At 62.1% G+C, this 26,075-nt stretch carries 21 protein-coding genes; 9 read left to right on the forward strand and 12 right to left on the reverse strand.

The genetic code is table 11. The annotated features are described in order from the left end of the window. The first annotated feature begins 2 nt into the window (after positions 1–2). Genes nirD through cysG form a run of 4 tightly spaced genes read left to right on the forward strand, consistent with a single transcriptional unit; the run spans position 3 to position 5,393 of the window. Positions 3–338 carry a nitrite reductase small subunit NirD gene (gene nirD, locus C5J24_RS18765; protein ID WP_105403091.1) on the forward strand — a complete coding sequence of 112 codons (336 nt, stop codon included), beginning with the start codon at positions 3–5 and terminating at the stop codon, positions 336–338. Positions 339–384: 46 nt separating this feature from the next. Then, positions 385–1,236: a formate/nitrite transporter family protein gene (locus tag C5J24_RS18770; protein ID WP_105419963.1), complete on the forward strand. Its 852-nt coding sequence runs from the start codon at positions 385–387 to the stop codon at positions 1,234–1,236. Between the two features lie 31 nt (positions 1,237–1,267). Continuing rightward, positions 1,268–3,940, forward strand: coding sequence for a nitrate reductase (locus C5J24_RS18775; protein WP_105420140.1), 2,673 nt, complete (start codon positions 1,268–1,270; stop codon positions 3,938–3,940). After that, positions 3,912–5,393 carry a siroheme synthase CysG gene (cysG, locus tag C5J24_RS18780; protein ID WP_105419965.1) on the forward strand — a complete coding sequence of 494 codons (1,482 nt, stop codon included), beginning with the start codon at positions 3,912–3,914 and terminating at the stop codon, positions 5,391–5,393. The genes C5J24_RS18775 and cysG overlap by 29 nt, the downstream gene beginning before the upstream one ends. A 58-nt stretch (positions 5,394–5,451) precedes the next feature. On the opposite strand, the gene C5J24_RS18785 is transcribed toward cysG, so the two are convergent. The 8 genes from C5J24_RS18785 to C5J24_RS18815 all read right to left on the reverse strand — a co-directional run bounded on the left by C5J24_RS18785 (position 5,452) and on the right by C5J24_RS18815 (position 14,907). Then, complete coding sequence (locus C5J24_RS18785; protein WP_105403094.1) at positions 5,452–7,788, reverse strand: polysaccharide biosynthesis tyrosine autokinase; 2,337 nt, start codon at positions 7,786–7,788, stop codon at positions 5,452–5,454. A gap of 74 nt (positions 7,789–7,862) precedes the next feature. Next, positions 7,863–8,768 (reverse strand): UTP--glucose-1-phosphate uridylyltransferase, encoded by a 906-nt coding sequence (locus C5J24_RS18790; RefSeq protein WP_105403095.1) that lies wholly within the window; start codon positions 8,766–8,768, stop codon positions 7,863–7,865. Further along, a complete protein-coding gene (locus C5J24_RS18795) occupies positions 8,759–9,784 on the reverse strand; it encodes a glycosyltransferase family 2 protein (RefSeq protein ID WP_105419967.1) in 1,026 nt (341 codons plus the stop codon). The genes C5J24_RS18790 and C5J24_RS18795 overlap by 10 nt, the downstream gene beginning before the upstream one ends. After that, positions 9,781–10,710, reverse strand: a complete 930-nt coding sequence (locus tag C5J24_RS18800) for a glycosyltransferase family 2 protein (protein ID WP_105419969.1) — start codon at positions 10,708–10,710, stop codon at positions 9,781–9,783. The genes C5J24_RS18795 and C5J24_RS18800 overlap by 4 nt, the downstream gene beginning before the upstream one ends. Then, positions 10,710–11,720, reverse strand: a complete 1,011-nt coding sequence (locus C5J24_RS31950; protein ID WP_172724040.1) for a glycosyltransferase family 2 protein — start codon at positions 11,718–11,720, stop codon at positions 10,710–10,712. Before C5J24_RS31950 ends, C5J24_RS18800 begins: the two co-directional genes overlap by 1 nt. Before the next feature lie 8 nt (positions 11,721–11,728). Then, entirely contained in the window at positions 11,729–12,889 is a 1,161-nt protein-coding gene (locus C5J24_RS31955) for a glycosyltransferase (protein WP_245446714.1), read from the reverse strand. A gap of 68 nt (positions 12,890–12,957) precedes the next feature. Beyond that, positions 12,958–13,755: a glycoside hydrolase family 16 protein gene (locus C5J24_RS18810; RefSeq protein ID WP_105419971.1), complete on the reverse strand. Its 798-nt coding sequence runs from the start codon at positions 13,753–13,755 to the stop codon at positions 12,958–12,960. A gap of 3 nt (positions 13,756–13,758) precedes the next feature. After that, positions 13,759–14,907, reverse strand: a complete 1,149-nt coding sequence (locus C5J24_RS18815; protein ID WP_172724042.1) for an acyltransferase — start codon at positions 14,905–14,907, stop codon at positions 13,759–13,761. Positions 14,908–15,745: 838 nt separating this feature from the next. Here C5J24_RS18815 and C5J24_RS18820 point away from each other — a divergent pair. Beyond that, complete coding sequence (locus C5J24_RS18820) at positions 15,746–16,714, forward strand: glycosyltransferase family 2 protein (protein WP_105419973.1); 969 nt, start codon at positions 15,746–15,748, stop codon at positions 16,712–16,714. Positions 16,715–16,758: 44 nt separating this feature from the next. After that, positions 16,759–17,700 (forward strand): polysaccharide pyruvyl transferase family protein, encoded by a 942-nt coding sequence (locus tag C5J24_RS18825; protein ID WP_105403100.1) that lies wholly within the window; start codon positions 16,759–16,761, stop codon positions 17,698–17,700. On the opposite strand, the gene C5J24_RS18830 is transcribed toward C5J24_RS18825, so the two are convergent. Then, positions 17,691–18,695: a glycosyltransferase family 2 protein gene (locus tag C5J24_RS18830; protein ID WP_105419975.1), complete on the reverse strand. Its 1,005-nt coding sequence runs from the start codon at positions 18,693–18,695 to the stop codon at positions 17,691–17,693. The two genes, C5J24_RS18825 and C5J24_RS18830, sit on opposite strands and share 10 nt — an antisense overlap. 87 nt (positions 18,696–18,782) lie before the next feature. Next, on the reverse strand, positions 18,783–19,079 hold the full coding sequence (locus C5J24_RS32630; protein WP_105419977.1) for an exopolysaccharide production repressor protein: 297 nt from the start codon (positions 19,077–19,079) through the stop codon (positions 18,783–18,785). Positions 19,080–19,808: 729 nt separating this feature from the next. Here C5J24_RS32630 and C5J24_RS18840 point away from each other — a divergent pair. The 3 genes from C5J24_RS18840 (at position 19,809) to C5J24_RS18850 (ending at position 23,115) form a co-directional block, all read left to right on the forward strand. Then, complete coding sequence (locus C5J24_RS18840; protein ID WP_046634162.1) at positions 19,809–20,489, forward strand: sugar transferase; 681 nt, start codon at positions 19,809–19,811, stop codon at positions 20,487–20,489. A gap of 102 nt (positions 20,490–20,591) precedes the next feature. Beyond that, positions 20,592–21,848 (forward strand): polysaccharide biosynthesis/export family protein, encoded by a 1,257-nt coding sequence (locus C5J24_RS18845; RefSeq protein ID WP_105419979.1) that lies wholly within the window; start codon positions 20,592–20,594, stop codon positions 21,846–21,848. Between the two features lie 7 nt (positions 21,849–21,855). Continuing rightward, positions 21,856–23,115: an O-antigen ligase gene (locus tag C5J24_RS18850; protein ID WP_105419981.1), complete on the forward strand. Its 1,260-nt coding sequence runs from the start codon at positions 21,856–21,858 to the stop codon at positions 23,113–23,115. Here the strand turns inward: C5J24_RS18850 and C5J24_RS18855 are convergent. Together C5J24_RS18855 and C5J24_RS18860 are read right to left on the reverse strand one after the other, a co-directional pair. Beyond that, positions 23,105–24,715 carry a GMC family oxidoreductase gene (locus C5J24_RS18855; protein WP_105420144.1) on the reverse strand — a complete coding sequence of 537 codons (1,611 nt, stop codon included), beginning with the start codon at positions 24,713–24,715 and terminating at the stop codon, positions 23,105–23,107. The two genes, C5J24_RS18850 and C5J24_RS18855, sit on opposite strands and share 11 nt — an antisense overlap. A gap of 164 nt (positions 24,716–24,879) precedes the next feature. Beyond that, the gene (locus C5J24_RS18860) at positions 24,880–25,941 is read right to left on the reverse strand and encodes an aldo/keto reductase (protein WP_105419983.1); all 1,062 of its coding nucleotides are present in this window, start codon (positions 25,939–25,941) and stop codon (positions 24,880–24,882) included. Positions 25,942–26,075: the final 134 nt, after the last annotated feature.

The raw sequence follows: 26,075 nt of genomic DNA on the forward strand, positions 1-26,075 counted from the left end.
AGATGAGCATGAACTGGATCGCGATCGGCAAGCTGACCGACATTCCGCTCCGCGGCGCGCGCTGCGTGAAAACGCCCCAAGGCAAGATCGGCGTGTTCCGCACCGCCGAAAACCAGGTCTTCGCCATCGAGGATCACTGCCCCCACAAAGGTGGGCCGCTCAGCCAGGGCATCGTGCACGGCACTTCGGTGACGTGTCCGCTGCACAACTGGGTGATTTCGCTCGAAACCGGCAAGGCGCTCGGCGCCGACGAAGGCTCGGTCCGGACCATCCGGCTCGAACTGCGCGGCGAAGACATCTTCATGGCACTCGAAGAACAGTTGGCCGCAGCCGAATAATCGGCGCGGCCCTTACCGACGATCTACTCTAGGGAGACAAGAAAAAATGTCCTATGTGCATCCCACTGAATTCGTGACGAAGATGATCGATGCCGGCGAGGCAAAGGTCTTGATGTCCACGCGCGACACCCTGATCCGGGCTTTCATGGCGGGCGCCATTCTTGCGCTTTCCGCCGCCTTCGCCGTCACCATCACGGTGCAGACCGGCAACGCTCTCGCCGGTGGCATCCTCTTTCCGGTCGGCTTCTGCCTTCTCTACCTCATGGGCTTCGATCTCCTGACGGGCGTCTTCACGCTTACACCGCTCGCCCTGATCGACAAGCGGCCGGGTGTGACCGCCGGCGGCGTGATGCGCAACTGGACGCTCGTCTTCGTCGGCAATTTCGCCGGCGCCTTCCTTGTTGCGGTGATGATGGCGATCATCTTCACCTTCGGCTTCAGCGAGGCACCAAACGAAGTCGGCCAGAGGATCGGTCATATTGGCGAAGGCCGCACCCTCGGTTATGCGGCGCACGGCGCGGCAGGCATGCTGACGCTCTTCGTCCGCGGCGTTCTCTGCAACTGGATGGTTTCGACCGGCGTCGTCGCCGCGATGATGTCGACCTCCGTGTCCGGCAAGGTCATCGGCATGTGGATGCCGATCATGCTGTTCTTCTACATGGGCTTCGAACATTCCATCGTGAACATGTTCCTGTTCCCTTCCGGCCTGCTGCTGGGCGGCAAGTTCTCGATCATGGATTACCTGATCTGGAACGAAATCCCGACCGTCATCGGCAATCTTGTCGGCGGCCTCACCTTCGTCGGCCTCACCCTCTATTCGACCCATGGCCGCAAGAAGAGCAAACAGAGCGTCCCGCCCAGCCATATCGGCAATCCAGCCGGCGTTCCGGCGGAGTGAACCGATGGGGGCGGGTCTTCTGGAAACGGAAATGCAGGCGGGTGGAAACACCACCAGGACGACCTGCCCCTATTGCGGCGTCGGCTGCGGCGTCATCGCCACAGTGGCGGACTCCGGCGCCGTAACGGTCAAAGGCGATCCCGAGCATCCGGCCAATTTCGGCCGGCTCTGTTCCAAGGGATCGGCACTGGCAGAAACCGTGGATCTCGACGGCCGGGTACTCGTCCCCGAGATCCTCGGCCGGCAGACGGACTGGAACGAGGCGCTCGATCTCGTCGCCGAAGAATTCTCGAAAACCATCGCCGAACACGGACCGGATTCCGTTGCCTTCTACGTTTCCGGCCAGTTGCTGACCGAAGACTACTACGTCGCCAACAAGCTGATGAAGGGCTTTATCGGCTCGGCAAATATCGATACCAATTCCAGGCTTTGCATGTCTTCGTCCGTCGCCGGCCACCGCCGCGCTTTCGGATCCGATACCGTTCCCGGCACCTACGAGGACATCGAACTCGCCGATCTGGTCATCCTCACCGGCTCCAATCTCGCCTGGTGTCATCCGGTGATCTATCAGCGGCTCGCAGCGGCCAAGACCGCGCGGCCGGACATGAAGATCGTCGTCATCGATCCGCGCCGGACGATGACCTGCGATATCGCCGACCTGCATCTGGGCATCCGGCCGGATGGCGACGTGGCGCTGTTCATGGGCCTGCTCGCCCACCTCGCGCAAAGCCCGGCAATCGACCAGAACTATATCGCCGCGCACACGCAAGGGTTCGGCGAAGCCTTTGCCGCCGCTTCCGCGCTTTCCTTCACCGAACTGATGGAGCGGACAGGCCTGCCGGCGATGCAGCTTCGCGAGTTCTTTCACCTGTTCGAGACGACGGAAAAGGTCGTCACCTGCTACAGCCAGGGCGTCAACCAATCGTCGTCGGGTACGGACAAGGTCAACGCCATCATCAATTGCCATCTGGCGACCGGCCGCATCGGCCGGCCGGGCACCGGCCCCTTTTCGCTGACCGGCCAGCCGAATGCCATGGGTGGCCGCGAAGTCGGCGGTCTCGCCAACATGCTCGCCGCCCATATGGCGATCGAGAGCGCGGACGATCGGGACCGCGTGCAGCGTTTCTGGGCCTCGCCGCGGATTGCCGAAAAGCCGGGCCTGAAGGCCGTGGACATGTTCCGCGCCGTCGCCGACGGGCGGATCAAGGCGCTGTGGATCATGGCCACCAATCCCGTCGTTTCGATGCCGGATGCCGATGCGGTCGAGGCTGCCATCAAGGCCTGTCCTTTCGTGGTGGTCTCCGACATTCTCCGGGACACCGATACGGCCCGCCACGCGCATGTCCTGCTGCCCTCGGTCGGCTGGGGCGAAAAGGACGGCACCGTCACCAATTCGGAACGCCGCATCTCCCGCCAGCGCTGGTTTCTGTCCGCACCCGGCGAAGCCAAGGCCGATTGGTGGCAGATGGCGGAGGTCGGCCGGCGCATGGGCTTTGACGGCTTCGATTATCGATCTGCGGCTGAGATCTTCGCCGAACATGCCGCACTTTCGGCCTTCGAGAATGAGGGCAGCCGGGATTTCGATATCGCAGCGTGTGTCGAAATCGGCAAAGAGGGATACGATGCACTGGCGCCCTTTCAGTGGCCTGCTCCGCTGGAAAATCCTTCCCTCGGGGATAGCGACAAGCGCTTTTTCGCCGATGGCGGCTTCTACCATCCGGATCGCAAGGCACGTTTCATCGCCGTCCTGGCTCCAGCGACCGACCGCACCAATGAAGAATACCCGCTGACGCTGAACACCGGCCGCATCCGCGATCACTGGCATACGATGACGCGAACGGCGAAAAGTGCCAGGCTTTCCGGCCATATCGCCGAGCCCTTTGCGGAGCTCCATCCGCGCGATGCGATGGAACTCGGCATTCGCGGCGCCGGCCTGGTCGAACTCGAAAGCCCCCACGGCAAGGCAATCGTCCGGGCGCTGGTCACCGAACGCCAGGCCCGTGGAAACGTCTTCGTGCCGATGCACTGGAACGACCAGTTCGCCGCAAAAGCACGCATCGATGCGCTGGTCGCACCCGTCACCGACCCGTTTTCAGGTCAACCGGCGTCGAAGAACATGGGGATCGCCGCCCGGCCTTTCGCCGCTTGCCTCTACGGCTTTGCCGTTTCCGCCTCGAAACCCCTGAACCCCCAGGCGGACTACTGGGCGCTCGCCAAGGCCGATGGCGGCTGGCGGATCGAGCTCGCGTTCGCGGACCCGGTCGAGGACTGGGTGACCTGGTGCCGGGGAGCATTCGGCATTCCGGCCGAGATCGAGCCTCTCGGTTATGCCGACCACCAGTCCGGCGACCTGCGCCTCGCCTTTTTCGACGGCGGAAAGCTGCTCGCCGCTCTTTTTCTCGCAAACGAGCCGGTCGCCGTCGCGCGCAATTGGGCGATCGGCCAGCTTGCCGCCGAACATACCGACCTGCGCAAGCGCTTTGCGATCGTTGCCGGACGACCCGGAGCCGACCAGCCGGATCCCGGCGCCACCGTCTGCTCCTGCTTTTCGGTCGGCGTAAACCGGATCATCGGCGCCGTGCGAGGCGGCTGTCACAGCGTCGAGGCGGTCGGGAAAGCAACCAATGCAGGCACCAATTGCGGCTCCTGCCGCGCTGAAATCAGGGGGATCATCGATGGATGTCTTGCAGCAGCTGCGGAATGAAGCATCTCCCGATCGCGGCGCCCGCATGGCGCCGCTTGCGAAGCTCCCGGTCTTCTGGGCGCTCGAAGGCCGGCCCGTCATCGTTGCCGGCGGGTCGGATGCAGCCGCCTGGAAAGCCGAGCTGCTCGCTGCCTGCGGCGCCAATGTGCATGTCTATGCGGACAGGCTTTCCGAGACATTCGAAAAGCTGATCGAACGCGGGGCGGAACATCCGCAGGGCCGCTTTATCCATCATCTAAACGTGTGGGACGCTTCGATTTTCGCGGGCGCAGCGATCGCGATTGCGGATTGCGACGATGAGGACGAGGCGCAGGCATTTTTCGACGCTGCCCGCGCGGCCGGCGTGCCGGTCAATGTCATCGACAAACCCTCCTTCTGCCAGTTCCAGTTCGGTTCGATCGTCAACCGCTCGCCGGTCGTGGTGTCCATTTCAACCGATGGCGCGGCGCCGATCCTGGCGCAGGCGATCCGCCGTCGTATCGAGACCCTGCTGCCGGCCTCGTTGAAAACTTGGGCGGAACTCGCCCAGTCGCTCAGGGAAAAGATCAACGACCGCCTGGCGCCCGGCCCGCAGCGAAGAGCCTTCTGGGAACGTTTCGTGGACCGCGCCTTCGGCAGCGAACCGGGATCGGGCAGCGAAGCCGCAATCCTCGCCGATGCCGGCCGCGTCGCATCCTCGGCCCAGAAGGGCCGTGTCACCCTTGTCGGCGCAGGCCCCGGCGATGCCGAACTTCTGACGCTGAAGGCGGTGCGTGCCCTGCAGGCGGCCGACGTCATCCTGTTCGACGATCTCGTCTCCGACGAGGTGCTGGAACTCGCGCGCCGCGAGGCGAAACGGATGCTGGTGGGAAAACGCGGTGGCCGGGTAAGCTGCCGCCAGGAAGACATCAACGACATGCTGGTGAAGTTCGCCAAGGCGGGCAAACGTGTCGTCCGCTTGAAATCCGGCGATCCGATGGTCTTTGGCCGCGCCGGAGAGGAAATCGCCTGCCTGGAACGCGAAGGCATCCCCGTCGACGTCGTGCCGGGCATCACTTCGGCGAGCGCCATGGCCTCGCGGCTCGGCGTGTCGCTCACCCACCGCGACCATGCGCAGGGCGTTCGTTTCGTCACCGGCCATTCGCGCAAGGGCATGCTGCCGGACAATCTGGACTGGAAAAGCCTCGCCGACCCGCGAACCACGACCATCTATTACATGGCGGGACGCACGGCGGGCGAGATCGTAAGCAAGCTGACGGACGCCGGCATGACGCACGACATGCCGGTCGTGATCGTCAGCGCCGTGACCCGGCCGAACGAGCGGCGCTGGGCCGGACGGCTGAGCGACATGGCTGCGGCCATGGCAGAGATCGGCATCGACGAACCCGTGCTGATCGGCATCGGCCACGTATTTCGCAAGGTCGATTTCGCCGATTGCACGCATTGGAACGACCAGGCCGCGGCAAGCGCCTGACGAAAAAGGGGCGGTGTAAAAAACCGCCCCTTTAATCACAGGTCAGCTGGATCACAGGTCAGCGTGGCGCCGAGGCCGAACCTTCCTTGTAATATGAGACGTAGCTGCTGTGCAGCCGCTCCGGCGAGCCCGGATCGGCATAGCGGTGCAATTCCGACATCTCCGTCTTGTTGAGGATCACGCCCACCGTTTTCGAGGCGATCTGCGGTTCGGACCGGATGATGGACTGCACCGCCTTCGCAGGGGTGACGCCCCATTCGGTGACGAAGACGAAACCGTCGACATAGGGCTCGAAGGCCTTGGCATCGATCACCGGCAGGAGCGGAGCCAGATCGACGACGATGACGTCGAACGTATCCTTGATGCTTTCGAGGAAATGGCTCATGCCGGAAGAAGCGAGAAGTTCGCTCGTATGGGCGAGCTGCTTGCTGCGCGTCGTCATCGGCAGGATCGTCAGGCGCGACCGGCGGTCGACACGTGCCGCATTGGTCCATGGCGTCTGCTGGAGCACCACTTCGACCAGTCCGACTTCCGGCTCCGAGGCCAGCATGCGGCTGAGACCCGGATTGCGCAGGTCGGCGTCGATCACCAGGGTGCGAACGCCCGTCGAGGCAATCAGCCCGGCGAAATTGGCGGCGACCATGGATTTCCCTTCGCCCGGCAGGCAGGAGACCACGCCGATCACCCGGCACTTCCGCTCCTGCAGCATGATATCGCATGCAAGCTTGGCATTGCGCAGCGTCTCGGCGAACTGAGACCGCGGCGCCTCGACCGCGACCCGCATCAAGCGACGGAACGAGATCGGGTTGCCGGGAGGTGCTCCCGCCGCTTCGGCGTCGGTCGGTGCCGGCGGCGGCGTTTCCTCCGCACTGGCGCCGCTCACTTTCGGCAGGTAGCCGAGGAAGCGAAGACCCAGTTTCTCCTGCACATCGTCGCCTGTCCGGAAGAACCGCTCGCGGAATTCCAGGAGCGTTGCCGCCGCTCCGCCGATCAGCAGGCCAAGCACGATGGAGAGCGCCATGGTCAGCGTCTTGCGCGGGCTGGACGGGGCCGTCGGCAGACCGGCATCGGAGATCACGCGCGCCTTGGCGATCGGGAAGGATTGCCGTTGCGTCGCTTCTTCGAAGCGTCCGAGATAGGATTCATAGAGCGTCTTCAGCGCCGCCGCCCTCTGCTCCAGTTCACGGAGCTGGACCATCGAGACATTCGCTTCCGAATTGCGGCCCGCGACCCGGTCGATACTCTCACGCAGCGATTTTTCGCGAGAACTCGCCACTTCGAATACGTTGCGGAAGCTGCCGGTCAATTGCTGCAGCTCGCGATAGATCTGCTGCGCGAGCTCGCTCTTTTCCGTCTTGAGCGCGACCGCCTGCGGATGGTTGGCGCCGAATTGCTGGATGATGCCCTGCTCGCGGTCGGAAATGTTGATGTAACGCTTCCGGAGGTCCTGAATGACCGTGTTGTCGGTATCGCGAGCCGAAATGACGGCATTCTGAACGGCCGCGTCAGGCCCCTTGTCGATGATCGCCTGATATTGGTTATAGCGTGCCGAAGCGGTCGCTGCATCGGCCTGCGCCACGATCAGCTGGCTGTTGAGATCCGAAAGCTGCTGTGTCGACAGGAGTTCGCCGCGCGGCGAAACCAGACCGTGCTGGGTCTTGAATTGCTCGACGGCAAGCGAGGCCTGCTGCGACCGGCTGTTGAGATCGTTCAGGCGCTCCTGCAGCCAGAGCGAAGCCCGCTCCGTTGCATCGAAATTGGCGTTGAGCTGTTCGGTGAGGTAGGACTCCGCGTAGGTCCGCGTGATCATCGCGGCAAGCTGCGGATCCGGCGAACGAACGGACAGCGCGATCACCGAGCTGCGGCCGACACGCTCCACGGTCAGCGATTGCTGCAGGACGGCCGCCGCCTTTTCGCGCCGGCCCATCCGGATATCCTCTTCGGAAGCCGGCGGACTGCCGGGTGTCAGAAGCGCGACGACGCTGCGGATGGCGCCCTTGGCAAGATCGACCGGCGACTGCGGCGGATTGACCACCGTCTCGTTCTGATCGAGCTTGGCCTTGTCTACCACCCTCACCGCCAATGCCTTGGATTTGAGGATCTCGACTGCGCTCGACATGCGGTTGTCGATCTGTTGGGCCGTCTGGCTGTCCTGCGGGTCGTCAGCATAACGGGAAAGGTTCTCGTCGATGAGGATCTGCGTCAGGGCGGTGTAGATCGGCTGCGCCATCACCAGGTAGAGCCCGGCAAGGGCAACGGTGGCGATGAGGCAGACGACGACGATCCCCGAACGACGGATCGCAGCCGCCCAGAGCTTATCGAGATCGATGAACGTATCGTTATCCCGCGTTTCGCTCGGGAATATCGTTCTCGGTCGGAAGTTTACCTGATCCATAGGGCCCGCTTTCTGGAGCTTTGGGGGACGGATGGCGGATTGCCGCCATCCGTCTCGTATGATTTGAATGCGCGTCAGGCGGCTTTGACCCGCGTTTCGTGCGACATCATCAGTTCCTTGATGGAGGCGTAAATCTCGGCCCCCATATCCTGGCGAAGCATGGCGAAGGCGACATTCGCCTCGATAAAGCCGCGCTTGCTGCCGCAGTCGAATGTGCGTCCCTGGTAAGGATGCGCATGGAACGGCTGCACCTGCGCAAGCTTGTGCATGCTGTCCGTCAGCTGAATTTCGTTACCGGCGCCGCGTTCCTGCCGGGCAAGCAACTCGAAGATTTCCGGCTGCAGGATATAACGCCCATTCAGGTAATAATTGGACGGTGCTTCGGCAGGCTTTGGTTTTTCGACCATCTCCGTCACCTCGAAACCATGCGATACGCTATGGCCGACACCCACGATACCATAGCTCGACGTCTCTTCCGGTGCGCATTCCTCGACTGCAAAGACATTGCCGCCGACTTCTTCATAGAGATCCATCAGCCCGGCCATGCAGCCCTGCGGACCGTAGGAAACCATGTCGGGCAGGAGCAGCGCGAAAGGTTCGTTGCCGACCAGTTCGCGGGCGCACCAGACCGCATGACCAAGCCCGAGCGGCACCTGCTGGCGCGTATAGCTGACTGTGCCGGCGACCGGCAGCATCTTTTCGAGCTGGGTAACCTGGACCGTCTTGCCCGCGCGGGTCAGCGTCGCGACGAGCTCCGGCGCGCTGTCGAAATAGTCTTCGATCGCGGTTTTGTTGCGGCTGGTCACGAAAATGATGTGCTCGATTCCCGCCTGCATGGCTTCGTCGACCGCATATTGAACGACGGGCCGATCGACGATCGTCAACATTTCCTTCGGCATGGCCTTGGTGGCCGGCAGGAACCGAGTGCCGTTGCCTGCGACGGGTATCACCGCCTTTCGAACTGGTCTTTTCATGTCCATTCCTTCGTCCTTTCTGAGGGCGCCCCCGCCCTATTGATCGGATTTTCAGTTGACGTCGGCCGTTTCACCAGCCGACGCATGCGAACGGCAATCGGCATGCGCAGAAGTCGGAGCGCACGTGGGTTTTCGATTGCCGTTTTCAGGAAGCCGCCGACGGAACCCTTCTTGATTTCGTCGACGAGCGTGAGAAATGAACCCGCTTCGACGATGCTGCGGGTGCGCCTGCGCTGGGCAGCCGAGGCCTCCGCATCCAGCTTGTAGCGGGCGAGAAAAGCGCGATCGGAGGCCAGCATCGCATCCAGATGACTCTGCTCCAGGACGCGCGAGATCGAGTCCTGGCGCAGGTGGTAGACATATCCGATCTCCGGCGCGATCGCGCATCGCGCACCGCTCGCCAGGGCAGAAGCAAGCAGCAGGTAGTCCTCGCCGATCCGCAGCGCCTCGTCGAAACGCAGCCCGTGCTCGACGAGAAATGCGCGTTCGAAGATCGGTTTCATGTAGCCGAAGTTGAAGGTCGACTGGAAAATCACGTTCGAGCCGATGAAATCGGCAAGCGTCAGCATCGACCGCCGCCTCAGCGCCTCCTTGGAAAACATCGCATGGGGCTCGCCATGGTCGAACGGGATGACGTCGAGATTGTCGACGACGATCTGCGCCTTCGCATCCTCTGCCCGCTCCAGCATAGTCAAAAGCCTGACGGGATAGACCGTGTCGTCGGAATCGAGAATGGCGACCCAACGGCCCTTGGCCGCCGCGAGTCCGGCGTTTCGAGCCGCAGCCGGCCCGCCGTTCACCGCCTGGGCAATCAGCCTGACCCGCTGATCGGAATAACCTTCCGCGATTGCCCGCGTCCCGTCCGTCGAGCAATCGTCGACGACGATCACTTCGAGCGTCACGCCGATCTGGGCGAGCGCACTGTCGATCGCGCGTGCGAGCGTCTCCTCGGCATTGTAAGCCGCAATCACAAAGCTCACGTCGGGCTGGAAATCCGGGGCCTGCATATCATGCATCGTCATGTGGCTTCGGCGGCTCCGTATTGGCGGATCTCGCGGATGCCGAGCGTGCCCGTGACCACGCCGGCATGGAGTGCCGCACGAAGAGCGTAGCGAGTACGAATGACCGGCGAGGCAATGGTTGCCGCCGTCGCCCCCAGGCAATAACCGAGTTTCAGCGCAGCAAGCGCAGTCTGCTTGATCCGGCCGAGGCCGGAATTCTTTGTCGCAAGGATGCGCCCATGCGTCTGCCCGGAACGGAACCTGCGCTTGGCGAGCCAGGAGAAGCTGGCCCGCTTTTCGGGAACCAGTTCCTCGACCACCGCATCCGGCGCAAACGCGATCCGGCCGCCGGCATCGGTCAGTGCGGTGAAGAAATGCGTATCCTCGCCGCCGCTCTGGCCGAGCGAAAGCGCGAACCTGCGGCCCGCGACGACCGGCGAGCGCATATGAAGCAGAACATTCGAAGTATAACCGGTCCTGATCTGTCCATCGACCCAGACCGGCATCGTCGAATGGAAGTCGCCCTTGCGCATCCAGTCGGCGCTTTGCGTTCCGTAGACAGCCCGGACCGGCCCAAGAACGGCGTCCGCACCCGTGCTCCTCGCCATCGCCATCAGTCCGGCCAGCCATTCCGGCTCCGCCGTCTCGTCGTCGTCGATAAAGGCAAGGTAGTCCGCATCGCTTTCGGCGAGGCAGGCATTGCGGGCGATCGAGATATTCGACTTCGGGCAATGCACATAACGGATCGGGAACGGCGAACGCGCCCGCAGACCATCCACCAGCCCGCTTGCGCTCGGGCCCGCATCGTTATCGGCAACGATCAGGCGCAGTTCCGCGCCGGCCGGGACGGCAATCTCGAAGAGCGAGATCAGCGTTTCGGCGAGTTCGGGACGCCGGTAGGTGCAGATACCGATATCGATACGGAACGGCCTTTCCTCTGCCGCCATCAAGCGATCCTCCGTGGGCGGATGCCGATCAGTTCCAGCCAGAAGCCGGCCGACCAGGCGAAATGCATGATCATCGCGGAGAGCGAGGCGAGCGGTCCATATGGGTTCTTCTGCCCGACCGCGAGCCAGAAGCCGTAACCGATGCAGGCCGCGGCCCAGATCACCACCGGCACGGCCGCCCACCAATAGAGAAGTGCAAGCAGCGCGCCGAGGACGACCGGCGCGACTGCCAGCGGGATGGCCTGACGGAGCTTCGGAATGGACCGATGCTTGACGAGGTTTTTCGCCCGCCCTCGGCCGTAGGCCAGATATTGCCGGAACAGCGCCGAAGCGGTAGAGCGCGGATAATAGGTCATGTAGGTCTTGCCGGTCATCCAGATCCGGAAAGCGTCTGCGCGCAGCCGGAAGTCCAGTTCGGCATCCTCATTGTGGCTGAAACTCTCGTCATAGCCGCCGACGGCCCGGAACGCCGAAATCCGCATCAGCGCGTGGTGGCCATGATCGACCCATTCGCCGCCGCCGCCGGCGCGATGTTTCGAACCGCCGTTTCCGAGCTTGGAATTCTGCGCCACCGCGGTCGCCTTCTGGAAAGTCCCGAAACCGATCGTCTCCATGCCGACCACGACAGAATCGGCATCCATCTCGACTGCCTCCTGCAGCAGGGTCTGACAGTAATCGTCCGGATAGTCTCCATGCGCGTCAATGCGGATGAGAAAGTCGCGATCCTCGCCGAAACGGTCGACGGCGAGATTGATGGCAGCGCTCTGGATGCGCTTGCGGTTACCGATAAGCACCAGGTCACGGATTTCCGGGATAAGTCCCTGGACGATGTCCGTCGTGCCGTCCTGGCTGCCGCCGTCGGCGACGACGATCAGCATGTCCATGTCGCCGCGCTGGCCATTCAGCTTGTGCAACAGCGGCGCGATCGTCGCCGCTTCGTTGAGGCACGGGATCACCAGAAGCGTCCGGATCTCGGACATCTGGGCATTGGAGTGAGAACGCAAAACCATACTCCACCTCACGATTGCAGGGTTGAAACAGCCGGCATTTCGGCCGGCGACGGGACGTTGGGATGTAGGGCGGCGAGCCGAGAGACAAGGGCGCGACATTCCGCCGGTCCGGTCACCCACTGGCAGCGCTCGACGGCGGCAAGCCGAGAAAAGAGGTCGATGTAGCGCGCTTCCGTCATCTCGTTGAACAGCGCTTCGAGGGCCTCCGCCGTCACCTGATTGCGCACCAGGCCGATGCCTCGCTTGCCGATGAAGCGGCCGGTCTCGGTGCCTGCAAGCGCGATCGGAACCGCGCCGTACAGCCCGCCTTCATAGAGCCGGTTCGGCAGCAGCCAGCTGGAGTTCAGCCCTTCCTCGAAGAAATCGATCGCCCAGGTGAACTGTACATCGCCGTAGATCGCAGAAAGGTCCTCGGGATTGCGGTAGGCGCCGTGGAACTCGACATGCGGGGCGGCGGCAACCTTCGCATCAAAATCGTCGAACTCGCTGTAAGCCGGGCGGCCGCGCAACACGATCTCGACCTTCCCGTCCATGCGGGCCGCGAAATCGATCAGCATATCGAGCGACTTGCGACAGCGGATCGCCCCGAACCAGCCGATCCGCCAAGGCTTGCCCGGCTCCGGTGGACGGGGGTGGAGCGGCCCGGAAACCGGTTCCGGCTCGAGGGCAAGCACCTTGTTTTCCAGAAGCAGAACCGGCAGGTCGAGGCCGGAACGCGGCTTGAAGAAATTTTCCACGAAAGCCGGGGAGCTGGTGATCAGCAGGCTGGCGCGGCGGCCGAAAAACAGCTGCGCCTGGCGCATCAGACGGCCCTTCATTCCCTCGTCGAGAAGCAGGCGGTGAATATCGAGGCACTCGTAGACGACCGGAACCTGGCGGCTGAAGATGGACGCGGCACGTCCGGCAAGCGCCAGCGTCTCCAGATTGCGGGCGATGATGACGTCGGGCACGGCGATATCAGCCAGCGTCCGCTTCAGCCTCATGCGGGCGGCAAGAACCGCTCCGATGCGCTGTGCGAAACGCCCGTCCGCCGTCTGCCCGAGTGAAACGGTCGTCACATCCCGCTCGTCGGCAAGCACGTTCGAGCCGCGCTCGAAGCCCGCGACGGTGACAGTCGCACCGCCGGCCTTCAAGGTCAGCACGCGCCGCCGGATGGCCGCGTCGGCCATGTCATGCGCGAGATAGAGAACGTTCAAAGTCAAATCGTCCAACTCCATTGTCGAGCCGCCAAGGCGGCTCAGCCGAGCGTGCAGAGCACGGATTCAGGAAAGCGGCATTTCTCGCCGATCGCGGTAAAGGAGATCCGGTCGACGGTCATCGAGGTCGGCTGGGTGTAGGAGAATGCGCCCATCCACTGTTTGAGCGTGTCGGTTCCCCAGAGGCTGACAAAGATCTTCTGGGGGTTTTGCGGAATCTTCGTCTTGTCCGTTACTTCGTGGACGAGCTTGCCGTTCACGAAGTAACGGAGGCGGTTCTCCTCCCAGATGAAGGCATAGTCGTTGAAACCCTTGTCCGCACCGCCGGCGACCGGCACGAGCTTCTCGTTGTTGCCCTTGGCGGAAACATACTGATTGAGCTGGACCTGGCCGGTATTCTTGCCGAGTACTTCGAAATCGATCTCGTCATGCGGCTTCTTGTCGGTCGGGCCGATATAGGTGAAGAACGCCGAATTGAGTCCCGAGCCCGTCGCGGATTTCATGCGCACCTCATAGGTGCCATAGCCGAAGCGCGCCTTGGTCTGGATCTCGCCGCAGGCGAAGTCGCGGTCGCCGGTCTTGTCTCCGGTGAAGCCGAGCTGCAGGGCGCCGCCTTCGACCTTCACCTGCTTCTTCGACCAGGTGCAGTTCTGGTGCTTGCCGTTGTTCCAGCCGTCCGAGACGTACCAGACGGAACGATCGAGGCTGTCGAAGTTCTCCACGAAGGACTGACCCGCAGCACCCTGTTGGGCGTGTGCTGCGGGGGAGAGAAGTCCAGACACCGCGGCAGCGATGATAACCTGGCAGGTTAGTTGAATCTGTCTGGCCTTGGCCGTCATGTTTCACCTATGCTGTTGCGTCATTACGGGTTCGCCGGGATGGTTGGCCCCGGCGGGTGAGTGGGAGCTGGCGGCGGCCGAAAGCTTGGCCTTGCGACCGCGGCTGCCCGTCAACACCTCATACAGACCGCGCAATCTGCGCGAGAAGAGACGGTTGCTGACAAAAAGAATGAGGAAGCTTCCGACGGCAGCGGCCGCGTAGAAGACGGGATAAAGGGCATCGCCTGCCACCCGGTTCCACACCATCCACATCAGGACGAGCAGCGGGTAATGGGCGCAGAACATCCAGAAGCTCAGGCTTCCGGTGGCGGCAAGCCGCTGGCCGGCCCAGGAACGGATGACGATCGCCGACATCAGCCAGAAGCCACCGGCGCCGACAATCGAAAGCGCACTGCGCGCCATGTCGAGAGGCCAGGGGAAATCCGGGCCGGTCCAATAGAGGCCGATGGACAGCAGCAGAGCGGCGCCGAGCATTGCTGCCGTACCCAACCCCGCATACCGGTCCGCAACCTTGAGATCCACCCGATGGAGCGCCAGGAAGATGCCGAGGGTGAAGCTGAACAGGATCGATTTCTTCAGGACGATGCCGAGCATCAATGCGGGAGTGATCGCCAGCAGGAACAGCACGCCAAGCGTCGCTGCCGGAAAGCGCCGCACCGACATGGCAAGGATCGGCGACAAGATGATGCAGACGATCAGGTCGCGCAGAAAGTAGAGAGGAACATTGATCGGCAGCCCTTCCGTGGCCAATGCGTTGTTCAGGAATTCCCGTGTTGAGAGGTTCCAGAGATCAGGGAAATACCCAACACCGATGTCCATGGGCTGGACGACGAGCACGGCCCCAAGCAGACCGAGGTTCCACAACAGGAAAGGCACCAGGACAGTCCTCGCCTTGGAGCGAAGCGTCTTGGCATAGTCAAACGTCTCCCAGCCACGCTGGAACAGCAGGTAGCCGGAAATCGCGCTGAGGCACGGCACGCCGATACGGAACAGGCTATCCCCGAGGAAAACCCTGAGCCAATCGAACAAACCATTCAGCCCCAGGAAGGGGCTGGTCCCGGGATCGTGCGGCACATGGACGAAGAGTATGCCGGAGATCAGCAGGATACGCATCAGATTGATACGGGAGGATATGTTTGGATCGACAGTCAAACGAGTCACCCTTTTTGGGCAGTGCCTCCCGTCACCACCGTTTCAATCAGAGCAGACTTGAGCCCGCAGTCACGCAAAAAGGATCGGGCCGAGTTTGGCGCAAAATGTGGCGGCGCAGCAAAAAAGCAACCCGCGCGGATATACTGAGGCTCGAAGAGGCTCCCGTCCCGGCGTCCGATACGGCTTCGGGGACTTATGATTTTCAAGGGTTCAGGGCCTACTTCGGGGCTCGGAATGCTGCACCGCAACAGCACAAAAAAATCTTTTTGCAATAGGCCGAAACGGCTAGCACTTTCGTATCCATGTACCTCCTCGCCCTGAAACGGGCGCGGAATGTGGCGTAATCTGGGCAAATCTGGGACACAATCGGGCAAAGCCGACCCCGGCTGCGCCGCCGGGATCCGCGGCAGCGGACGACGTCCTGAATTTTCTGCAAAACCAGGCCGCAGCCACCAAAAGGGTGCCAATTGATGGGGTCTCCCCCGGCTGCACCGCCGCTTGCCGCCTCCAGATAAGACTTCGTTAACTGCGCTGCGAGGATGCGCAGGACGACCGGCAGATCATCGCCGAAAACAGCACCGGGTGGTGCCTCGGGAGACCGATCCGAGATCTTCCAAGGCCCGCGGTCTTGCCAGATTGGAGCCCGTGACAAATTTCAGCCCGAATGTAACGGTCTTAGATAGCGCGCTCGGCCGAGGCCGGTGTGATCGTCTTGGCGGGAGCCATATGGTCAAATCCTGTTACGGGAGGTCATTCGATACGGCAGCGCACTGCCGTCAACCCGGAGCCCGACAAACGTCGGAGGCTTGTAATTCTTTGAAAAGGCAGGGGCAAAAACATGGCGACGTTCACGGTTGTTATCCCATTTTTCCAAAAGGAAGCCGGCATTCTCCGCCGCGCACTGAAATCGATTTTCGATCAGAGCTATCAGGACTTCGATATCGTCATCGTCGACGACGAGTCGCCCCTTTCCGCAGATATGGAGCTTCAAGGCATTGAAGATGCTTGGAGATCCCGCATCCGCGTAATCCGCCAGCTGAACGGCGGGCCGGGTGCGGCACGCAATACCGGCCTCGACAACATACCCGCTGCCACCCGTTACGCGGCACTTCTCGATTCGGACGACGTCTGGCTGCCGGATCACCTGAAGAATGCGTTCGAGAGCATGACCCGCTTCGATGCCGAGTGCTACTGGGCCTCGATGCAGGCGAGCGACGAGTTCTACTACCACTTCGGCATGGCCGAACTCGAACAGACGGAAGGCGGTACGCGGCTTTCTGAAAGCCCGCTCCTGATCGAAATGCCGGATCTCGCGAGCGTCATGCTGAAGAACTGGAGCTTCCTGCATCTCTCCTGCATGGTCATCGCCCGGCCGGTCTTCGAGACGGTCCGTTTCGAACCCTCGCTACGGCTGGCGGCCGAAGACGTGCTGTTCTTCGTCGACTGCATCCTGAAATCGAAGCGCACCCTGCTCTGCGACGAAGAGGGTGCGGCCCGCGGCATGGGTCTCAACATCTTCCACAGCATCGACAATCGCTCGCCGCAGTTCCTGCGACAGCAGTTCAACACCTGGGTGGCGCTCGATACGCTGGAGGAGCGCTTCCGCTCCCGCCCGAGCGACGTCGCCTCGATCGCATCCTACAAGAACACTGCCCGGCGGCAGGCCCTCTGGAGCCAGGCCGGACGGGTGAAACGCCGCCAGGCGCCGGACCTCGGCCTGCTCGCCCGCTGGGTGATGCGTGATCCCGCGCTGATCCGGGCAGCATTCGAACTTGGGGCCGGGAAGCTCGGCCGCAACGCACGCTAAATGCCTGTGTTTCCTTTTAATTTCATTATCCCACGGAGGCCCGCATGAAAGCGTACTACTGGGAATCGCATCACGGCAATTTCGGCGACGACCTCAATCTCTGGCTCTGGGATGCGCTGCTTCCCGGTTTTCGGGACGTTCACCCCGAGGTCCTGCTGGTCGGCGTCGGCACTGTCCTCAATCCGGTCCTGCTGCCTGCAGGCCAGAAGAAGCTGGTCATCGGCAGCGGCTACGGTTATGGCACGCCGCCTGATGTCGCCGACGCGGCGGAATGGGACGTGCGGGCGGTCCGCGGCCCGATGACGGCCGCCAAGCTCGGCATTTCGCCCGACAAGGCGATCACCGACCCGGCGGCGATGATCGCCGAGATGCCGGAATTCCAGAATCTGCCGAAAATCCACAAGAAGACCTTCATTCCCCATTGGGAATCGGCGGAATTCGGCATGTGGAACGCCGTCTGCGAGCCCGTCGGCCTCACCTATCTCGATCCGCGCGGCGAGGCCAAATCGGTCATCCGCCACATCGCCCAGTCGGAGCTGATCATCGCCGAATCCATGCACGGCGCGATCCTGGCCGATGCCTTCCGGGTGCCGTGGGTGGCCGTCAGCAGCTCCCGTTCCATCAACAATTTCAAGTGGAACGACTGGGCCGCATCGGTGGGGACGGTTTACGAACCTCGCTACGTGCCGGTCTCCACCCGCGCAGAAGCGGTGGCCAAGCGCTCGCGCTTCTGGGGCTTCAGCTTCGAAGGTCAGCGACCCGCACATGAGGCGGCGCCGGAGCCGCACAGCGGCGAGGTCATTACCCGGACGCCCTCGCGGACCGGCCTTCGCGGCATGGCGAAGCAGTTGCTTGCCGCTCCGTCGGTGCTGGCGCTCTGGCAGGCAAGCCGCGCGGAACCGCGGCTCAGCCCCGTCGAGGTTCTGGACGAGCGCAAGGAGAGGTTCCGGACGATGCTGGAAGGGATACGCCGCGATTATTTCTGAACGGCGGGTATGCCAGGCAGAAGATAGCGCATGCCGGCCGGCTGTGCCTGCGGCTTGGACGACCTGGCGCGCAGGAGATCAAGCTTGTCGAGGAAGATGCCTGTCGCGACCGCCGGCAGGACCTGCGGGCGGGAGAGCAGGTGCCGGATGGCCGCGCCGTTCCCCGCCTGCGACTTGATGTCGAGGAAGGCACGCAGCTCGTAACGGTCGCGCGTATGGTCGCGATGCCGCACGATTACTGCCCTTTCCTCTTCGCCAAGCGCCGGATCTGCAAGGAGCGCGTCGTCCGCCTCGTAGAATTTGCGCAGGTCGTCGGTGCGATGCCGGCTGCTCAGCGAATCCTGGCGCACGATGGCGCCGTAGCCGCAATGCTCTATCACCTTGTAGCGCGCGCCCTTGGCGAGCGCCCGGGCGTAGAAGTCGTAATCCTCGCCGAAACGCATGTTCTCGTCGTAGCGGAGACCGTGGGCATCGAGGAAAGCCCGGCTCATCACCGGCTTCAGGAACCCGGTCTCGCCGCGTTTGACACCGCGCTTGGAGATGTTTCCTTCCACGAATTCGACGAGCGACATGGTCCGCGCCCGGGTCTCGAACCGTTCCGGACGGACGGGGCCGCTCGGTTCGTAGATGAAGGCGATATTGTCGGCGATGAGGTCCCAGCCCTCCTCTTCCAGCATCGGCGCGAACCGGCCGGGGAAGAAGAAGTCGTCGGCATCGAGGATGCCGATCAGCGGCGCGCTCGATATGGCAATCGCATGATTGCGGGCGACAGAGGGGCCGCGATTCTTTTCGAACGAAACAACGGTCAACCGCCCGGACTTGTCGTCGGCCTTGCGCGCGACATCGGCGGTGCCGTCGGTCGAGCCGTCATCGACCACCACCACCTCGCTGACACGAGCCTCGTTCAAGGCGGATTGGATTGCTATTCCAATCGTTTCCGCGGCATTCTTGACCGCGATGATGACGCAGATCGTCTGAGAAGCGTTTTCCGCCATAGCCCACTCCATGTTGCATCGCAACGCAACTATGGGCCCAGGAAAATGGCCCTCGTGTGAAACTGGCAGAAAAAAGCGCGATTTCGTTCAGGTATCGCCGGCCGGAAGGTGCGGAGCGGGATCGGCACGCAGCCCGTCACGCCGGCTGCCGTCCTTTGAGCTCTTGGCCGCCGCAGCGGCGTCCGAAGTTACTCCTGCATCCCGCAACTGCTTTTCACGGCGGACCAGATAGAGGATGGCGACGAAATATCCCGCCTGGATCAGGACGGCACAGATCAGGGTCTGTACAAATGCCGTATAGACCGACCCGGTGATAAAGTACGCAGCCACCGCGAACACGATCAGAGTCCCTGTCATGCTGATAAAGACGCGCGGCGCGTACATGATCCTTCCTCCCGAACATAAATGTTCCGCTCTAGGCTTTTCAGGCTCCTCTCCCGATAAAACAACCATATGAGTCTGGCGGAGAGGATTCAAGTTTTCCGATCCCGATAGTGCCAGCTATTGGTGAAACTTTCGTAAGGTCCTCGAGGTTCCCGATAAATACTGCAGGCAATGGATCGATCTTTATCTCAGTACCACAAGCGCTCAGGCCTCGGTTTTGCCACATTTTCGCCCGCATTCGACCCGGTTGGAACGAAATCCGCGGCCAGTTCTCTCAACTCCCGTCAAACCCGATCAACTTTTGTTACAAAGCTCACGCGAACCCGCCAACCATTGTTGCGTTGCAGCATTGTATTGCGACGCAACAGGAGTGGGCCTTTGGTCCCAGACGAAAGCTACTTTGGTCCCCATCGCCAAGAAGCTGCGCGTTTTATGACTAGACGACCGACAGGAGAGAACGCGGGGATAAGTTTGGCCCAAGCTGCTAATATTGGCTACATGGCCAATTTTACACGCCTTCTACAGTATTGACTGTACTTTTGGCGTATATCTCCCAAGTTGTTCCCGCCCAATCGCGGGTTGGGGATCACCCCCCACCCCCTGCCCGAGGCGGTTGACGGAAAAGTTTGATCTTCATCAAATTGCGAACACAGACTTATTATCACATTAACGCTCAATGACGCGCCGTAATGGCACCGACTATCGCAAAACCTAAGTGGAGTTCACTCTATGAAGTCAGCGACACGTTCGGCAGGTTCGCCGTTCTCAACGTCAGACCAAGCCCGCATGACTCTCCCAACCGGGGGCTTGGCAAAACGAAGTTTCGATATCACCGCCGCCGCCCTAGCCCTCATCCTGTTCAGTCCCATCTTCCTGATGATCGCGGCGTTGGTGAAGTTTACCGACCATGGCCCTATTCTTTATGGCCATCCTCGGATCGGCCATAACGGCCGCATCTTCAAATGCCTCAAGTTCCGCACGATGGCCGTAAATGGCGATGAAGTCCTGCGAAACCACCTGAAAGCCAATCCGCAAGCCGCGGAGGAATGGCGAGCGACGCGCAAACTCAAGGTCGACCCCCGCGTGACGGTTGTCGGCACCGTGTTGCGCAAGCTCAGCCTCGACGAGCTTCCGCAGCTTCTCAACATTCTGCGGGGTGAAATGAGCGTTGTCGGCCCTCGCCCCGTGGTCGACGAGGAACTGAACCTTTACGACAGCTTTGCAGCCTACTACCTGAGCACGCGCCCGGGCCTCACCGGGCTTTGGCAGATCAGCGGCCGCAATGACGTTTCCTATGACACCCGTATCGCGTTCGACACCCAATACGTCCAGAACTGGTCGCTCATCGGTGATGTCGCCATCATCGTGAAAACGATCCCCGCCGTCTGCATGGCGCGCGGCAGTTACTGATCATCCATTCCCTCTGCTGAGGCGTCGGCCCCTTGACGGGATCGGCGATTTTGGCGGGCTTCGAGCGCGGACCTGATTCCGCGCCTTTTGAAGGAAAAATCCATGCAGACACAAACCGCCTCCGCGAGGAGCCTGCGTGCTTTATGTTTTCTGGCCGGTGCGATCACAGTCGCTCTGGCCGGTAGCGCGACTGCGGACGAGGCCGGCTATCGCCTCGGCGTGATGGACAAGCTGCGCGTCCGCGTCGCCGAGTGGCAGCCGGCCGACGGCACAATCCGCAACTGGGATGCGGTGAGCGGCGACTACACCATCGGGCCGACCGGCTCGCTCTCGCTTCCCTTCATCGGCGACCTCCCGGCGGCCGGCAAGACGGCGGGCGAGGTGGCGAAAACCATCGGCGAGGAGTTGCGCGGCAAATTCGCGTTGCGCAACCTGCCGTCGGCCTCCGTGGAAATCGCCCAGTTCCGGCCGGTTTTCCTGGCCGGCGACGTGCATACGCCGGGCGAATATCCCTATACACCCAACCTCACCGTGCTGAAGGCCATCAGCCTCGCCGGCGGCCTTCTCCGGTCCGATTCGGGCCAGCGCTTCGCCCGCGATTTCATCAATGCCCGCGGCGACGCCTCCGTCTACGATTCCGAGCGCGCCCGGCTTCTCGCCCGCCGGGCCCGGCTCCTGGCGGAAGTCGCCGGCGCTACCGACCTGAAAGTCCCCCCAGAACTCAAGGACGTCAGCAATGCCGAAAAACTGATCGCCAGCGAAGCGTCGCTGATGAAATCGCGTCGCGACCGTTACGAACTTCAGCTGAAGGCGCTCGGCGACCTGCGCACGCTGCTCGAAAACGAGGTCCAGTCGCTCAGCCAGAAGACCGAGACCCAGAAGCGGCAGCTGCAGCTCGTCAGCGAGGATCGCGAAAAGATGGCGAAGCTGACCGAACAGGGGCTGGCGACATCCAGCCGCCGCATCACCGCCGAGGAAAGAGCAGCGACTATCGAAGGCAACCTCCTCGATATCGACACCTCCACCCTTCGCGCCAAGCAGGATATCAACAAGGCGAACCAGGACGAGATCAACCTGCGCAACGACTGGGAGGCCCAGCGCGCCCAGGAACTGCAGAACACCGATGCCGAACTCGAAAAGCTCGGTCTGCAGCTCGGCACCAGCCGCGAACTGATGTCGGAAGCCGTGGCTCAGTCGGCCGAGGCGCTGAAATTCGACCCTTCGGGCAAGTCCGCCACCATCAAATACACCGTGGTGCGGGACGAAGGTCAGGGGCCGAAAGAGGTGGTCGTCGGCGAAAACGACAAGCTTATGCCTGGCGACGTCGTCAAGGTCACCGCCGAGCTCCTGATGCAATGAGGATCGCATGAGGATTGCCAAATCTGCGCTGATCGATCCGGCTCGCAATGAAGTCTACGGCGTGGCTGCGGTCGCGCTGTCCTTCTTCGTGTTCGCCTATTCGAGCCGGTTCGGGCAGATTTCGATCCTCGCTTATTACGGCGTCTGGTTCCTGCTGCTGCTCGCCGATTATCGGCGGGCTCTCGGCAACTACCTCAAATATCTCTGGATATTGGGGTTTGCGCTGTTCTGCTTCATTTCCGCCTTCTGGTCGCCGGCTTTCGGCATCTCGCTGCGCACCGCGATACAATACCTGACGCATGTGGTCTGCGCGCTGATCGCCATGCGCACGATCAGCGTGCTGACATTGACCCGCGGCGCGATCGTGGGCACGGCGATCGTGCTCCTGTTTTCCATGCTGTTCGGAACCTACCTCTACGACGCGATCGACGGCAGCTACAGTTTCGTCGGCGCCTTCTCCTCGAAGAACCAGCTCGGCTTCTATGCCTCGCTCGGCCTTTTCTTCGCGGCATCCTATCTGCTCATCTGGCGGCAGAAGGGTCTCTGGTTGATCGCCTCGGGCGGCGTCGGCCTGCTGAGCGCCTATTGCCTTCTCGCCTCTCAATCGGCGACCTCTGCCATCACCACCGCCGGCGTTCTGGCGCTTTGCGTCGGTTATATGCCGGTCGCCCATCTTTCCCCCAATCACCGCAAGCTGCTGGTCGCCGCACTGGTGGTGATTGGAGTGGTCGCGATAGTCGGGGCGCTCCAGATCGGTGCCATCGACGCGGTCCTCGGCATATTCGGCAAGGATTCGACACTGACCGGACGGACCTATCTCTGGCAGCAGGGGATCGAGGCAATACGCGAAAACCCGATTCTGGGCACCGGTTATCAGGGTTACTGGGTTCCTGGCTTCGCCGATGCCGAGAGACTGTGGGACGACTTCTTCATCACCGCCCGCAGCGGGTTCCATTTCCACAACACGTTCATCGAGGTCGCCGTCGAGACCGGCCTCGTGGGACTCGCCCTGCTCTGCATGATCATGCTGACAAACGTCTTCGGCCATCTGAGCGCGATGCTGAGCCGCAACCGCGATTCCGGATCGACGCTGTTATGTGCGTTGAGCGTTCTGTTGCTAATCCGGGCCTTCGTGGAGGTCGACGTGCTTTTCCCCTACCAGATCGGCTCGTTCCTGATGTTCTACGCCGCCGGCAGGCTTACGCTTCGCCAGAAGTCCACCGCATTGACCTACCCCTCCAGGCCCCGGCGGACCATCATCGCCTGAGCGTTTCGGAAAGGTGTTCGGCGAGCCGGAGCGCCAGCGCCACGGCCGGCAAAGTCGGGTTGGCATGACCTCCCGTCGGGAACAGGCCGCTGCCGGCAAGATAAAGATTGCCGATGCCATGGACACGGCAATCGGCATCGGTCACGCCGTCTTCAGGGTTGCCGGACATGCGGCTGAGGCCAATCTGGTGATAGCCGTCAAATGCCTGGCTCAGCACAGCCTGCCGTCGCTGGGAAGTGTCATGCAGATATTCCAACCTTCCGAGACCGGTTCCACGTAGCCATGTATCGAGAATCTCGTGCGATTTCAGGACTGAACTCAAGTCCTGTTCGGTCACTTGATAGTCGACGACAAGACCAGCCTGGGTGCCCGCTCCGCCCTGAGGCTGCAGGTAGACCCGGCTTTCCGGATTGGGCACCTGTTCGGCATGGTAGCGAAGCAGATAGCGGCCTTTCGGATTGATGAGCGTGCGCCACGGTTCGATGCGTCGCTCCAGCATGTTGAGAACCGATCCGAACAGATCGAATGCCGTCCGGCGATCGGTGCGGATATTCCGCCAATGCTGTTGGCGGTCGATATTCTCAGGTCCCCTGGCCGTCGGCGCCAGGCCGTTCGAGAGGCGGCGGTAGAGACCGAACATCTTCAGGAACAGATAGATGAGCGATAGCGCACCCGAGCCATGCGCGGGATCGGCAACCGAAATCGCGTCGATCCAGAAGACGCAGTTGAGAAGCTTTTCCTCCGCCTGGATCGCCGGCGTGATCTGCAGCCTGCGACGGAAGATATAGTTTTCGTCATCCATATTGAAGGCGAAGTGGCTCGCGAGCCTGAGCTTGTCGAATTGCAGCACGGCAATGTAGCCGGTGAGGTGCCCCTGGTAGAAGCGCCCAAGCGGACCGTCGGGGCCGCCCAGTGCCTCCGGCCGCCTCTCCCGCAGGGCAAGCAGCAGGCGGGCATTTTCGAGCCCTCCTCCGGCGAGGACGAAAGTTCTTGCCGTGATCTGGCTTTCCTGCCCGGCGCTGTAGGCCGTGAGGCTTTCGACACGTGCGCCGGACGCATCCAGCGTGATGCCGGCGACGGTGGCGTTCACGAGACGAATACGCCTGGACGCCTTGAGCCTCTCCCCGTAAATCGGCCCGAGATCCGGAGACCGGCTCCAGCGCTCCAGCGCGTTCGTATCGATCCTATTGTCCGAGACGCCGACCGGCTCGAAGGGAGGCTCGTCGGCATTGCAGTTGAGGAATGTCAGCGCCTCCGCATAGTGGCGGCGAAGCTCCTCGTGGGAAATTGGCCAACCGGAAAACGGCACATGATCCCGCACCGCGAAATCCAGTTCGTCGAAAGCGACACACCGGCCGCCCCAGAGCGCCGACGCACCGCCGATGCCCGGACGGGACATCGCCATCGAAGGCGCATGATGGCCGTTGGTGAATTCGATCTCGCCGGCACCGGCGTCTTCCGCCGCGCCGCCCGCGCCCATTTCAAGCAGGGTTACGGTGAGCCCGAGTTTCTCCAGCTTCAGAGCGAGTGCCAACCCGACGGGGCCTGCGCCGACGATGCAGACATCCGTCGTTTCCGTCTCAGAATCTGCTGAAGTCATGTATGCCTTTGAGAGAGAACCCCGGATCACCAGCAGATAGAGCAGGCCTGCAGAAATGGAACCGCCCATTCGGATGAGGCTCGGGGAATTCTCGGCTTCCGACATCGAGCGCTGATGCTTGAGCTATGGAGCGCCAAACCCAGGTTCCTGATCGCCCGTATCGGCTAGGCGACGCTTTGCGAGCGCGTGAGCGGAGCGACCGGCGCCGACCCACTTGCCGAACGGGCAACGCGGCCCTCGACCGGGTGAGCCGGATCGGTGAAGCCGGGCGTCGACGGATGGCCGGTTGCGACCAGACGATCGACCAGCGCCTCGTCCTCTACGTCCAGCTTGACCTCGAGCGCGCGGACATAACCGTCCCAATGCTCCTCGGTGCGCGGACCGGTAATCGCCGATGTGACGAGCTGGTTGTTGAGCACCCAGGCGAGCGCAAAATCCGCAGCCGCAATCCCCTTCGCTTGCGCATGCGCGGCGATCTGCTTGGCGATCGTGATCGATTCTTCGCGGAACTCCACGTCGTGCATGCGCTTGTCCCCCCGCCCGGCGCGCGTGTCGGCGGCCGGCGCCTCCCCAAGATTATACTTGCCTGTGAGGATGCCGCGCGCGAGCGGGCTGTAGGAAACTACGCCGAGACCATAAGCGGCAGCGGCCGGCAACTGCTCGGCTTCCGCGGTGCGGTTGACGATGTTGTAGAGCGGCTGACTGGCGATCGGCCTGTCGATTCCCAGCTGGTCGGCGAGGTGGGATACCTCGGCGATACGCCAGCCGCGGAAATTCGAAACGCCGAAGTAACGCAACTTGCCGGCCCTGATCAGATCGGCGATGGCCCGCATCGGCTCATCCAGGGGCGCATCGAAAATGGAACGGTGGAAATAGAGGATGTCGATATAATCGGTGCCGAGATTGCGCAACGAGTTCTCGACCGTCTGGAAGACCCATTTGCGCGAATGGCCGCCCTGGTTGGGTTTGTTATTGTGGAAATTGACGAACTTCGTCGCCACAACCCAATCGTCGCGATGAGCCTTGATGCCACGCCCGACGACCTCCTCCGACTTACCGTCGTGGTAGACGTCGGCGGTATCGATAAAATTGATCCCCTGGTCGCGCGCCTTGTCGATGATGCGCAAGGCCACGTCGTCCGGCGTCTGGTTGCCGAACATCATGGCACCCAGTGTCAGCGGCGAAACCTTGAGGGCGCTGCGGCCCAGATAGCGATACTCAACCATGCAAAATCTCCCGGTCTTTCCGTTGGATAATATTCGGCCTGCAGTGTCCGGGAAATAGCCCGCGCCCGAAAGGTCGCCGCTCGCCAAAAGACAGGAGAAGCCGAACTCCTTTTTCGTCTCGACCGGCAGATTGA

The sequence above is a fragment of the Neorhizobium sp. T25_27 genome (assembly GCF_002968565.1).
Taxonomy (GTDB): Bacteria; Pseudomonadota; Alphaproteobacteria; order Rhizobiales; family Rhizobiaceae; genus Neorhizobium; species Neorhizobium tomejilense.